Annotated in this window: 8 protein-coding genes; 4 read left to right on the forward strand and 4 right to left on the reverse strand. The window is 38.1% G+C overall.

What is annotated here, in order from left to right:
* Positions 1 to 228 precede the first annotated feature (228 nt).
* Complete coding sequence (locus tag ACFINC_RS02770; protein WP_375616001.1) at positions 229 to 3354, forward strand: autotransporter outer membrane beta-barrel domain-containing protein; 3126 nt, start codon at positions 229 to 231, stop codon at positions 3352 to 3354.
* Between the two features lie 747 nt (positions 3355 to 4101).
* Here the strand turns inward: ACFINC_RS02770 and glyS are convergent.
* The 4 genes from glyS to ACFINC_RS02790 all read right to left on the reverse strand — a co-directional run bounded on the left by glyS (position 4102) and on the right by ACFINC_RS02790 (position 10223).
* Positions 4102 to 6324 (reverse strand): glycine--tRNA ligase subunit beta, encoded by a 2223-nt coding sequence (glyS, locus tag ACFINC_RS02775; protein WP_375616002.1) that lies wholly within the window; start codon positions 6322 to 6324, stop codon positions 4102 to 4104.
* On the reverse strand, positions 6324 to 7265 hold the full coding sequence (locus ACFINC_RS02780) for a glycine--tRNA ligase subunit alpha (protein WP_375607820.1): 942 nt from the start codon (positions 7263 to 7265) through the stop codon (positions 6324 to 6326). Before ACFINC_RS02780 ends, glyS begins: the two co-directional genes overlap by 1 nt.
* Positions 7266 to 7357: 92 nt before the next feature.
* A complete protein-coding gene (locus ACFINC_RS02785) occupies positions 7358 to 9052 on the reverse strand; it encodes a tetratricopeptide repeat protein (protein ID WP_375616003.1) in 1695 nt (564 codons plus the stop codon).
* Positions 9053 to 9146: 94 nt separating this feature from the next.
* Positions 9147 to 10223, reverse strand: a complete 1077-nt coding sequence (locus ACFINC_RS02790; RefSeq protein ID WP_375616162.1) for a polyprenyl synthetase family protein — start codon at positions 10221 to 10223, stop codon at positions 9147 to 9149.
* A gap of 181 nt (positions 10224 to 10404) precedes the next feature.
* Here ACFINC_RS02790 and ACFINC_RS02795 point away from each other — a divergent pair, with 181 nt between their 5' ends.
* The 3 genes from ACFINC_RS02795 to ACFINC_RS02805 all read left to right on the forward strand — a co-directional run bounded on the left by ACFINC_RS02795 (position 10405) and on the right by ACFINC_RS02805 (position 13366).
* Positions 10405 to 11193, forward strand: a complete 789-nt coding sequence (locus ACFINC_RS02795) for a tRNA1(Val) (adenine(37)-N6)-methyltransferase (RefSeq protein ID WP_375616004.1) — start codon at positions 10405 to 10407, stop codon at positions 11191 to 11193.
* Positions 11194 to 11382: 189 nt separating this feature from the next.
* Positions 11383 to 12234 (forward strand): S49 family peptidase, encoded by an 852-nt coding sequence (locus ACFINC_RS02800; RefSeq protein WP_375616005.1) that lies wholly within the window; start codon positions 11383 to 11385, stop codon positions 12232 to 12234.
* Positions 12235 to 12457: 223 nt separating this feature from the next.
* Positions 12458 to 13366 carry a 4-(cytidine 5'-diphospho)-2-C-methyl-D-erythritol kinase gene (locus ACFINC_RS02805; RefSeq protein WP_375606425.1) on the forward strand — a complete coding sequence of 303 codons (909 nt, stop codon included), beginning with the start codon at positions 12458 to 12460 and terminating at the stop codon, positions 13364 to 13366.
* Positions 13367 to 13418: the final 52 nt, after the last annotated feature.

A 13418-nucleotide genomic window follows, 5' to 3' on the forward strand; every position in this document is an offset into this window, starting at 1 on the left:
AATACAGAATGCATTATACACTTATAAAGTGTGTTTTGTCATTATTCTCTTATAGATGGTTTTGCGCGTAGAGCTTCTGCCAGGTTTATTGAGATAATTCATTGCACGGTTCAAATGAGCATGAGGCATGTCCTTTTGTTACGCCTTTCATATTTTGAGGGGCACAAAGGGGCGTTTTGCAAGTGCTTTTATTTTTAATGAGAGGGGAAGGAAAGTTTCGAGGGAACTATGATTAAAGTTTTTAGAAATCATGTATGTTTGTGTGCTTGTACAACAGCTATCCTCTCTTTGCTCCAAAATGGAAGAGAGGTGTATGCGGCTGCAGAGGAGGATAGTAAACCTTATGTTATAACTGTTACTCCGATCAACGGTATCGGTGTTACTTATGGTCCTTATCTTAGTGGGAGTAATACGGGTAAACCTCCTCTTAGTGGAGAGAGTGGGCAGAATAATCATTATACTTTTCATCAGATCTCTGTTGGCGATAGCGATGAGGGTATTCGTGGGGGGAGTGACTATCGTGTGCTTAGTGGAGAGATTGGACAGAGTGGGCGTAAGGATAATGTAGATAACTCTGCTAAAGATAAGGACTCTGATGAAAGAGGTGTGAATCCTGAGTTTTATTACTATAGTGGATTATATTACGTATGCGATAATTGCGGGGGATCTAAAGGGAAGCCTAAAATTGATAATAAATCTTATAGGATTACAAATGAGAACGTTTCCCTCTATCCTGATAATCCTACTGCTATAACGGTGAAAGGAATAGGTACAGAAGTTCGCGGGAAGAATGTAACGGTTAGCAGTCAAGTTGCTGATAAAACTTTTTTAATGGGGGTGCACGTATTAGAGAACGGTAAGATTGTTTTGGAAGATCCGATTATCAAAAATACAGTTATAGCTCTTCGTGCGAGTAATGGAGTGATTGAAGTAAAAAATGGAAAGATTGAGGAGAGTCATGAGGGTGTTGACGCAACAGAGAATTCGTTTGTTTTTTTAGAAGATACAGAAATTAAGACCGCTAATGGGAACGCAAGCCTTTTAAGTTATGATCATTCAGAAGTTTGGATGTCAGGTGGGGCGGTTGATTTTATGAACAGCCATGGGATTTCTTCGATGTTAGGTGGAAAAGTAAATCTCGAGAATGTCAAAATTACTGGGAATGGTAAAGAAAAAAATTCGGATAATCATGCGGTTTTGCGTACGGATTTAGAGGGGAGTATTAATTTAAAAGGTACTACTATTCGTGCTATGGATGTTCATGGCATATTATTAGAAAATACAGTTGATTCTATTCCTCTGCAGGAAGTTAAAGATTTATCAAATGAGGATTCTGATTCAAAAATTCCTGTGACTGAAGTTAATATGAAATTCTCTTCTATTACCGTAAAGGGTAAGGGATCTTATGGTATCTATTTTCGGGGAAAGAAACCATGGAATGAAGGTGGGGATAAAAAAGAAGAGATTTCATCAGAGGAAGAAAAAGCTCCACCACGATTAGAAGTTGTTAATTTGGATACAACAGAGTTTTCTGTTTTAGACGATACGGCTCTTTATGGTAAAAACGTTATTTCTGGTGCGGTAAGTTTGATGAAAAGCACTCTTCGTTCAGGGAATTTTTTATTAAGAGCTGAGGAAGGTGCTTCTATAACAGTTTTGGCTGATGCTTCTACTCTTGAAGGTCGCACATACGTTGATAAAGATTCTAATGCTGAACTTTATTTGGGAGGTCATTCTACATGGATTTTACCACAACCGTTGCAAAAAGATCAACATGAGGCTGCACATGATTCTTCTATTTCACTCGTTAGTCTTATGGGTGAGAGCTCTCTTAATTTTAAAAGACATGAATCTTCTTCTGCTGATGATTATCAAACCCTTCGTATTGGCAAGGGAAAGGGTGAAGTCTATAGAGCACGGGACGGTGCCTCTATTTCCCTTAATAGCTATCTGAATAGTGGTGGTGCTCTTGATCATCAAAAGACGGATCGTGTTTTAATCCATGGTGATGTTTCGGGAAAAACAATGCTCCATGTGCATGGTGTTGCAGGAAGTCCAGGAGGATACACGGGAAGGGGAGGGAATGATCAAGGTCTTTCAATCATTCAAGTTTCTGGAGAAGCAAAGCAAGATTCTTTTCAGTTGGAAGGTGGTTATGTAGCATTAGAGGGATTACCTTATCAATATAGGCTTTATAGTTATGGTCCAGGGTCTAATTTGGGAAAAGCAAGCACGGATCAAAGATTAGTGGAAGGGAGCGGAGATTTTTGGGATTTCCGTCTTGAAAGTCGATCGATAGATTCTGATGTTCAACCTAAACCAGACCCTCGTCCGACACCTCCTCCAGGACCAGCTCCGGAGCCTCATCCTCGTCCTAAGCCGGGCGTTAAGGCCGTTGTTCCGCAGGTTCCGACGTATCTTATTTTACCCAATGCCTTATTTCATGTTGGTTTGATGAATGTTAGCAATCAAAATAAGCGGTTAGAAGCTTTGCGAATTGCTTCTGGGAACTTATTAGAAAATCGTGAAAATCCTCTCTTTTTTGTAAGCGGTTATGGCGGCAGTCATCGTTATACTTCAAATCTTTCCGCGCTTGAATATGGTTATGGCGGCGAGTTTGATTATAATGCACTAGAGGCAGGTGTTTTACTAAAAGCAATTGAAAATATGTATGGGAGCACTTCTTTTGGAATTATCGGGTCTTACGAGAAATTTTCTTTGCAACCTTTGAAGGTTGAACAGAGTCAAAAAAGTACATTTGATAAATGGTCAGTTGCGGCGTACGGTGGGATGCAACATGATGCGGGTTTTTATGTTGATGGTCTTGTGTCTTATGGTTTGTTTAAGGGTGATGTTCTGACAACTGCACGGGGTAAGACGGCAACATTAAAGGGAAATCCTTTAAGTGCTTCATTGACTGCTGGTAAAACATTTATGGTAGGGGATGATGGTTTTGTTTTTGATCCCCAAGTTCAGGTTGTTTATCAATATCTTCAATTTAATAAGGCACATGATGTGGACGGCTTTGATATTGATTTAGGAAAGCTTCATCAGTGGACAGCACGTGTTGGAGGGCGTTTAACAAAGAGGTTAGTTGCAGCGGATGAGGCTCGAGTTGTTTCTGTCTATGGCAAGCTTAATCTTGCGCATGGTTTTGCAGCAAAGCAATTTGTGCATTTTAAAGATGCTTTTGAGTTAGGCGCTTTTGGTTCTTCATTAGAAACAGGATTAGGTTTTAATGCCCAATTGTCTCAAAAATTTGCGCTTCACGGTGATTTGGTTTATCAGCACAAGCTAACGAAAGCTGGTTTTTCTGGGACGAGTTTTTCTGGTGGATTGCGTTATCATTTCTAGCGTTGTTTCTATTTTTGCTAAATCTTTGAAAAAGCCACAAGTATACTTGTGGCTTTTTCTCGTTCTTTATTCGTTTTGTTGTTATAGCATTTTTACAGAGAGTGACTTTGCATATCTTTAAGATGCTTTCTGGTTGGATTTTTTTGTTTTTCTTGAGAAATTTAATGCGTTTTTCAGTTATTGTTGTAAAATATGTAGTTTATAATGATTTTTATATTATTTATAATGAACTGATTGATAAAGATATTTTTAATGAGAATCCTCCCAATATTGTGCTTGTAATGAATATATAAAAAGCATTCGTTTGCATATCACAAGGTGGATTGGCAGGTGGATAAAAAATTGTTGAAGAAAAGAGTTCATAGATTTTTGTGAATTGTATTAAGAAGGGGGTGATATACAATATTTTAAAGTTGGCAAAAAGAATGCCGCTCTATGTTATCTAAACGTAATGGTCTTGTATCCAATGAACTTTATTCTATTATGCCATAAAACACCGTTGTTTAGAGGGGTGATATAAGGCATGATAAGCTTTATATATTAAGTGTTTTTAAATATCGTGATCAGTATTCAGGGTAGGGCGTGTCTGTCGTGCCTATAAAGTGGATTGCATGAGTGGTCAGCAGGTGGAACACGACGAGAGAAGCTGGACTGTTGATAGGCTAGAGGCTGGTAGGAAATTCCATCTTTTGAGGTGTGAGAGGAGATCAATTTCATGATTTTATTAATTGATAGGATATTTTAGTTTTAAATGACAAGTTTTGAGAAATCTGCAACCCCTTGTGTAATAGTGTGAGTACGTTTGAGAAGAGCAAGACGGTTAGCACGAACATCTGGATTTTTATCATTCACCAATACTTTTTCAAAAAATAGATCAATCAATTTTCCGAGTGGCGCTAACACACTAAGAGAGAGCGATAAATTTGTTGTATTGATGGTGGCAAGAATCTTTCTTTCTACCTCATAGTTTGCACGGTAGAGCTGCTTTTCTTCTTCCTCAATAAGGAGTTCAGGATTAATTTCATTCGTTATTGTTGTGCTTTTTTGAAATTCATTTTCAAGAATATTGGCAGTACGTTTTACAGAGGTTGCAAAGCGCATTCCGTCATTTGTATTGATAAAAGCAATAAGCGACTCGACATGACGTGCAACCAATAAAAAATCATCAGACTTTTTGTTTAAAACTGCTTCAAGGGCATCATAACGAGCACCTTCCTCTTTTAGATAGATCTTCAAACGATCATGAAAAAAGAATAACAGATCTGATAAAATATATTCTGTCTTTTCTGGAAGCAGATTCTGCAATTGTGGATTTTCCCTTTGAGAATTTTCATCTTTATTTCTTTGTTGTAAAAAAAGATTCGTTGCCAACTGAAACAGTGGCATAAGATTGATTTTCCAATCCCGCGAAAGTACAAGCCTAATAATTCCCAGTGCTGCTCGTCTTAACGCATAGGGATCTTTTGAACCCGTTGGCTTTTCATTAATGAGCCAAAAGCCAACGAGCATATCAATTTTGTCGGCTAACATAATTGTTATAGCAAGTGGTTCTTGCGGAAGACGATCTGTTGGTCCTTGAGGTTTATAATGGTCTTCGATTGCGACAGCGACGTGAGGATCTTCTCCTTGAAGAAGGGCATATTTTTGCCCCATTGTTCCTTGCAGTTCAGGAAATTCTCCGACAATTTCTGTTTGTAAATCAGCTTTTGCAAGAACTGCTGCACGTTTCGCTAAGAGAGGATCTGCTTGTATCAAAAGTGCAATTTTTTGTGCGAGTGTAGCGATGCGTTCTACTCTTGCGCCTTGTGTACCTAATTTGGCGTGAAAAGTTACATTCAAATGATCAAGTCGCGCCATTCTTTGATCAAGAGGTTTTTTTATATCAAGATCAAATTTTTTTATAGAAGATTCCAATTGTTTAATATCGGGCAAATCACGCTGATCTGTTTTCCAAAAATAGAGTGCATCAGAAAGACGAGCATGGACAACTTTACTATTTCCTTTAGAAATTTCTTTGCCTTCATCATTGGCGAGAATATTAGAAACGAGAATAAAATGATGAGAAAGTTTTATCTTTTCCCCTTGTTTACGGGTGACAAAACATTTTTGATTAGCTCGAATGGTCAAGCGAATAATTTCTGGAGGAATATCAAGGAATGATTTGTCAAAATCACCCATAAGGATAACAGGCCATTCAACAAGGCCAGAAACTTCTTCTAGGAGGGCATTATCTTGAACCAGTTCTAAACCGTTTGCAAAGCAAAGATTTTGAGCATCAGCTAAAATAATATTCTTTCGTCTTTCTGCATCCAGAATGACTTTATGTGTTTCAAGTTGAGTAACATAGTCATCAAAGCGACGCACCTGGAATGGCTTTCCGTCACTTAAGAAACGATGACCATAAGTTAGATTATTGCTCTTAAGAGAACCAATTGTAAACGGAACAACACGTGTTTCGCCAATTTCTGGTCCGAAGATGCAAAGAATATTTTGTAAAGGTCGAATCCACTTCAGAACACCACTTTTTGCGGAATCTTTTCCCCAACGCATAGATTTCGGCCACGGAAAGTTGCGGATAATATCTGGTAAAATATCGGCAATAATTTTTTCTGCAGGCTGACCTTTTTTAACAATTTTAGCAATATAAAAATCGCCTTTTTTATCATCATGTCCAAGATATGCTTCAGAAATATCGTTGAGCCCCGTTGCACGCAGAAAACCATCAATGGCATGCTGTGGTGATTTTGTACTGGGACCTCTGCGTTCCTCATGGATATCTTTTGAGCGTATAGAAAGTCCGCGTACGTCCAATGTTAGTCGACGAGGTGTCCAATATTCACGAGCGGCTTTATAGGTTAATCCAGCATTCACAAGTTGATCCGTAACAGCTTTTTTAAGATCAGCAGCAGCTTTTCGTTGCATGCGTGCGGGGATTTCTTCACTGAAAAGTTCAAGAAGAAGATCAGACATTAGGCTTCTCCCGTGTATATTTGTCCAGCTTCTGTGAGTAAGAAGGCTTCCCCACAACGGCGTGCAAGATCGCGAACGCGCAGAATGTAATTTTGCCGCTCGGTTACAGAAATAACGCCACGTGCTTGCAAAAGATTAAAGATATGGCTCGCTTTAATACATTGATCATATGCAGGAAAAACACAGCGATGGAATGCATTTTCTTTATTTTGTTTTCCAGCATCAAGAAGTGCGCTGCATTCGCGTTCTGCATCGATAAAGTGCTGATGGAGCAGTTTTGTATCAGCAAATTCGAAGTTGTAATATGAGTATTCCTGTTCTGCCTGTAGAAAAATATCTCTATAACTTATTTTATTTTCTCCCTCCAAACCATTAAAGTTAAGGTCATAGACGTTATCAACCCCTTGGATATACATCGCTAGACGCTCAAGACCGTATGTAAGTTCCCCTGAAACTGGAGCGCATTCAATGCCGCACACTTGTTGAAAATAAGTAAATTGAGAAACTTCCATTCCATCGCACCAGCATTCCCATCCAAGCCCCCAAGCACCAAGAGTGGGACTTTCCCAATCATCTTCAACAAAGCGAATATCATGCAATTTTGTATCAAGTCCAATAGCTTGTAGCGACTTTATATAAAGTTCTTGTAGATTGAGCGGAGAGGGTTTGAGAAGCACTTGGAATTGATAATAGTGTTGTAAACGATTTGGATTCTTACCATATCGGCCATCTGTTGGACGTCGAGAGGGTTGGACATAAGCAACTTTCCAAGGGCGTGGACCTAGAGAGCGTAATGTTGTTGCTGGATGAAAAGTCCCAGCTCCAACTTCCATATCGTAAGGTTGCAAAATCGCACATCCATAGTGCGCCCAATAATTTTGCAAAGTTAATATGAGTCCCTGAAAAGAACGTGTGGGATTAAGATGTTCAGGCAGTTTCACGCTTTATACTCTTTATATTGGACTAAACAAAAAACCAAAGTAATTTTAGTTTCTCTATTTATTATTTCATGTGGTTTACGGTTAAGCATTGTTTATTGCAAACCAAATTTCAATTTTTCTTGAATTTGTTTAGAATTTTCTGGTTTTCCGTCAATTGCGTGGTTCCATTGAAAGATTGCTTCACGTTTACGTCCAACTTTCCAATAGGCATCCCCTAAATGATCATTCAATGTTGGGTCTTCAGGTTGTAATCTGATAGCATTTTCCAATATTTGGACTGCTTTGTTATATTCTTTTAGTTTATAATAAGCCCATCCTAGAGAATCAAGGATATGACTGTTTTGCGCTTGCAAAGCAGAAGCTTTTTGCAGCATATGAAGAGATTCTTCAAGTTTCTCACCACGTTCCACAAGGGAATAGGCCAAATAATTAAGAACTTGCGGTTGGTTTGGGAAAAATTCAAGTGATTTTCGCAAGTCAATTTCTGCTTTTGGCCACTGTTGTAAACGTTCAAAAGCAATACCACGCTGATAAAAGAGTTTCCAATCGTCCTGTTGAAAGTTTTTTATCTGGGCAATAGCGTGGTCTAGAGTTTTAGTGGCTTCAAGAAATTTATTGTCCTGCATATAGAAAGCAACGAGTGTTATCAAAATGTTACGATCGTTGGGAAATTTTTTATTTAACAATGTGAGTAATTTTATTGCTTCTTTGTAATTATTGTTATTGATAAGGAGGAAAGCAAGATGCAGTTGCCCATCTTTATAATAGGGAGATTTAGGGGATAAAGCGCGATAAAGTTTAATTGCTTGATAAGGGTCGCCTAATTTAGCAGAAATATGTGCGAGCTGAAACAATGTTGCATCATTTTGAGGGTATAAAGCGAAAGCTAACTGTTTGAAAATACGTGCAATTCGTCCTGAGTTTTTATAGTTTAGGGCAGTTCCAAAATTATACAATACCTCGGCTGCTCCTTGTTGGGGTGTTTTAACAACCCTCTCTAAGAAAGCATTTTTTTCAATTTTTTCTCGAAAATTTTTAAGGACTTCTCGACCTGACAACATTTGTTCGCCATGCTGGACTGTTTGCAGAGCTTGGTTGCGCATATTACGGCGCAATTGGAATGAGGCATAGGCTATGATAATACGCTCATAAGTATTAGGAGCGATAAGAGTTCCCTGTTTGTTATTCAGTGCTTTAATGAAATATCTTTTTGCATCCTGTGGTCGTTCTGCAAGGTCGCTCATAAGTGCTAAATGATAAGATATAAAAAGGTCATACCAGATAGGACCTTTGAGCTTTTTAAGATCAGCGATTGCTTGAGATTTGTGTCCAGATCCAAATGTAATCCAAGCACTAATTAATTCAGGTATTGGATTATTGGATGTAGGAAGTTCTTTTGATTGCAGAAGAAGTTTGGCATTTTTGTAGTCTTTTTTGATGAGACTTTCTACTGATAACGTTAAGGAAACAAAAGGTGTTATAACATTTTGCTTTTTGAGTTTTTTTGCCTGTTGTACCGCTTCTTTAAAGTTTCCAACCGAGAGCATAGCTTCAAGGAGCTCTTTTTGTGTTTCAACGTTATCGGGTTGATAAACGAGTGCCTGTTTAAAATAATGAATGGCGAGATCTGTTTTATTTTCATGATTTGCAACCCTTCCAGCTAAATAAGCACCTGTAAATGAGTCTGTATGAATTGCAGAGCTTATTTTACTGTAGGTGAGGGATGGTATCATCATGATACCCACGATAAAGAGGGTAAAAAGTCGGGATACCGTTGCAGAGCACATGGAGCTAATCCTTTTCAAGATAATCAATCGATAATGTAATTTATAAATCATATCTCATTACTTTGTTGAAAAATATTGCGATTCTTTCAAAGAATCAGTTTATACGTGCAATACAAAACTCAACAGTCTCAAGGAGAGCATTGTAAGCAAGGTTTTCGTTCATGGGAACAAGAGCATCAACTGCATACTTTCCATAGACACGTGCTTGTTTTATTGTATCTGTGATACTATCATACTTTTCCATTAAGTGTTGCGCGTATTCGAAGGATTCATCATTGGCATTACCCTCTTCAAGTGCTTGTTTCCAGAAAGCTTTTTCTACCGTATTTCCACGCTCATAGGCAAGAATAACAGGCATCGTGATTTTTCCTTCTCGAAAATCATCTCCTATATTTTTTCCTAAGTTTTGGGCACTACCACTATAGTCAAGTGCATCATCAATCAATTGGAAAGCTAAACCTAAAGATGTTCCATATTCACGTAATGCAGAACGCTCTTTATCTCCATAGCCAGCAACAATGGGTCCTACTTCGGCGGCTGCTGAAAAAAGTGCCGCTGTTTTTGCATTGATGATTTTGAGATAGTCTGAAGGACTGGTTTTGATATTTTTTGCAGCAGAAAGTTGCATAACTTCTCCTTCGGCAATAATTGCAGCAGCGTTTGCTAGGACAGAGAGCGCTTCTATAGAGCCGACATCAACCATCATTTTAAAAGCTTGCCCCAATAAGAAATCACCAACAAGCACACTTGCTTGATTTCCCCAAATCATCCGTGCCGTAGATTTTCCACGTCGTAAATTACTTTCATCAATCACGTCATCGTGCAGTAATGTTGCTGTATGCATAAATTCAACGGCTGTTGCAAGTTTTATATGCCCGTCACTTTGATAATTGAACATATGAGCAGAAGCGAGAGTAATCATTGGTCGTAACCGCTTTCCCCCTGATGAAATAAGATGATTAGAAATTTCAGGAATCATCTCAACCTCTGATTTTGCCATAGAGAGAATAAATTGATTTACGCGCTTCATATCTTGTTGAGTAAGATTGATAAGAGATTGAAGAGAAATTTGATTATTTCTTATTTGTTCTGGTTTGATGGCTGCACTCAATGTATTTACTCCTAGAGTATTGCAATGGACATGTATAAATTCTATTTTATTGGTTAGCATAAAGGGGGTTTTATTTTGACTCAAGCCTTTGATGTGGCTTTGAAGTGTAAGCTTTGATAGATCTTGTCAAGAAATGTTCTTTAATAAGTGTAATGTTGTTGTTATAAAATGATAAAAAAAATTAAAATGGTAGCTGAATAGCGAAAGTGCAATTTATACAAGGTGAACATTAGACTTTTAAATGGATAAAGCAACGAATCAAAGTGGTGAAACAATTGACAGTTTTCATCGCGGGAAATTTTATTTGGTTCAACCTCATAAATATGGCCATCGTTCTGGGATGGACGCTATGTTATTAGCTAGTTTGGTTCCGAGTGATTTAAAGGGCAAGGTCGTTGATTTAGGTGCAGGTGCTGGAGCTGCAGGGCTGGCTGTTGCTTCACGTTGTCTGAAAGTTCATGTTACCTTAGTTGAACGTTCGGCTTTTATGATATCGTACGCTCAAAAAACGCTTATGCTAAAACAAAATAAACAATTTACTGGCCGCATTTGTTTGCTAGAAGCAGATGTTACTTTCAAGGGGAATGAACGTATAAAAGCAGGTTTGATAGATAATAGCTTTGATTTTGCGATTATGAATCCACCTTTTAATAATCCTACTGATCGCAAGACACCTGATCAACAAAAATCTGAAGCACACGTTATGCCTGAAGCGATGTTTGATAATTGGTTGCGGAGTGCAGCAGCGATTGTCAAGCCAGGTGGATATTTAGGGCTAATTGCACGACCACAATCGCTGGCAGATATCTTGCGTGCTTTAGAAGGGCGTTTTGGTGGTATTTGTATAATTCCTGTGCATGCACGTGCAAAAACAGCAGCAATTCGTCTTTTATTTTACGCAAAACGAGGAAGTAGAGCAGCTTTATCTATTTTACCGGCACTGGTGATACATGAAGATAATGGTCATACTTTTTCACCACGGATTGATGCAATTAATAATGGATATATAAGCTTGTGGGAACTTTTGTAATGGTATCTTGTGTTTTTCAGTTTATTCTTTAAAGTCTACACTTTGTTACTAGGGAGGTTTAGCTTTTGGATGAAATTATATTTCTGGTTGTAATGTGGGGATTGATTGGCGCTTTTGGATGGTATCGCGTTGTTCCTTTTTGTTGTTCTTTCCTCTTTAATTTTTCTTAACTTATAAGGAGATTTTGTTTTGATTGACGTTATCAAGAAACTTGTTCCCCATCGTTTTTCTTCCAATAAATTAGAAATTCCTGTCGTTCGCCTTCAAGGGGCGATTATGGATTCGTCAGCATCTATATCTCGTACGCTTTCCCTCAGTAGATGTGCCAGTCTTTTAGAGAAGGCTTTTGCGTACAAAAAAGCACCGGCTATTGCCCTTATTATCAATTCTCCTGGAGGTTCACCTGTACAATCGCGTTTAATCTTCAAGCGTATTCGTGATTTGGCAGAAGAAAAAAATAAAAAGGTTCTTGTATTTATTGAAGATATAGCAGCATCCGGTGGTTATATGATTGCTTGTGCAGGAGATGAAATTTTTGCAGATCCTTCTTCGATTGTTGGTTCCATTGGGGTGGTTTCAGCTTCCTTTGGTTTTCCGGAACTTTTAAAGAAAATTGGTGTGGAGCGGCGCGTTTACACAGCAGGAAAAAACAAGGTTACACTAGATCCATTTCAGCCTGAAAAAAAAGCGGATATTGAGCATTTGAAATCTCTCCAACTGGAAGTACATCAAACTTTTATCGATTTAGTTAAAGAGCGGCGATCTACAAAATTATCAAATGATTTGAATCTCTTTACAGGAATGTTTTGGAGTGGAAAAAAAGGCGTTGAACTTGGTTTGATTGACGGATTGAATGATGTACGTTCTGTTATTAAGGAGCGCTTTGGTAATGATGCAAAACTTCGACTTATTACGCCTCCAAAAAGTTTTTTAAGCCCTAAAACGCCTTCAGGAGTGACTGCTCATACAGTTTATACAGCAGTTGACAGTGCGTTGATGGCAGCAGAAGAGCGGGCACTTTGGCAGCGTTACGGTTTGTGAGGCCAAAAATCATTCGAGAGGAGGTTTTATCTAAAAACAGATGATAGAAGAAAAAAGGCTTGAAATGATACGAAAGTTTATTTTGTATAAGAATTCTCCATATTTATTACTTATTTAGAAAACGATTAAGAATATTTCAAGCTGTTTATAGGGTTTATGCTACAGGTATGAATGAAAGGGGCATATTTATAAAAGAACTCTGTATAGGTTAATATTACGTCATATGATATCACATGTAAAAGCTTCGATCCAAAGACATTCTTATGTATTTACACCCATTAAATTGAATTTAGCTTTGCATGTTGTGGGGCAACGTGCTGATGGTTATCATTTAATAGAAAGTTTGGTTTATTTTAGTCTTAGCGGTGATTGCTTACACTATGCGTCTTGTGAAAGTGACCAGTTTGTTTTAACGGGGCCATTTGCAAAAGGGCTTGTTTCTCATTCAGATAATTTGGTTATTCGTGCACGGGATTTTATGCATAAGACTTTTCCTGAAAGTGCTCAACCTGCGTTTTTTCGACTTGTAAAAACATTACCTGTTGCCTCAGGTATTGGTGGTGGCTCAGGTGATGCTGCTGGGGTTGTAAGCATGTTGTATCAACAGTGGAATCTTGATTGCCCTTATGAAAAATTAGCAAAAATGAGTTTAGTTCTTGGTGCTGATGTACCCATGTGTCTTTTTGCATTAGAATATCAGCAGCCACTTTTGGTTAAAGGGATTGGTCAAAAGATCATACGATTACAAGAGGCTTGTTCACTGGCAATGGTATTGGTTAATCATGGACAAGAAATTTCAACACAAGCTGTTTTTAAAGCGTTAGAGAAGCGTCATCATCCTTCTTTAAAAATTGATTCAGTCGCTTTAAAGACTGTTGATTCATTGGTTGAGGTTTTACAAGAAACGCGTAATGATCTTTTTTCTCCGGCATTAAAAATGGCACCTCAGTTAGCCGAAGTGTTATCTGTATTAGATGAATGTGGGTCTCTTTTTTCTCGTATGTCTGGAACGGGGGCAACTTGTTTTGGCATTTTTAAAAATCAACAAGCAGCGCAAAAGGCAGCTCTTTTTATCAAATCAATGTACCCAAATTGGTTTGTAAAACCGATCATGACTTTAGGAACTATTTGAGAAATAAAAACTTTTGTTTTGTCCTGATTCTACTATACATAATGAAGAGGGT

Source organism: Bartonella sp. AP58NXGY (genome assembly GCF_042195785.1).
GTDB lineage: Bacteria > Pseudomonadota > Alphaproteobacteria > Rhizobiales > Rhizobiaceae > Bartonella.

Excerpts from the sequence above, each read along its gene's own strand:
- ACFINC_RS02770 (WP_375616001.1), top strand. The coding sequence starts at position 229 with ATGATTAAAGTTTTTAGAAATCATGTATGTTTGTGTGCTTGTACAACA.
- glyS (WP_375616002.1), bottom strand. The coding sequence starts at position 6,324 with ATGTCTGATCTTCTTCTTGAACTTTTCAGTGAAGAAATCCCCGCACGC.
- ACFINC_RS02785 (WP_375616003.1), bottom strand. The coding sequence starts at position 9,052 with ATGTGCTCTGCAACGGTATCCCGACTTTTTACCCTCTTTATCGTGGGT.
- ACFINC_RS02790 (WP_375616162.1), bottom strand. The coding sequence starts at position 10,223 with ATGCTAACCAATAAAATAGAATTTATACATGTCCATTGCAATACTCTA.
- ACFINC_RS02795 (WP_375616004.1), top strand. The coding sequence starts at position 10,405 with ATGGATAAAGCAACGAATCAAAGTGGTGAAACAATTGACAGTTTTCAT.
- ACFINC_RS02805 (WP_375606425.1), top strand. The coding sequence starts at position 12,458 with ATGATATCACATGTAAAAGCTTCGATCCAAAGACATTCTTATGTATTT.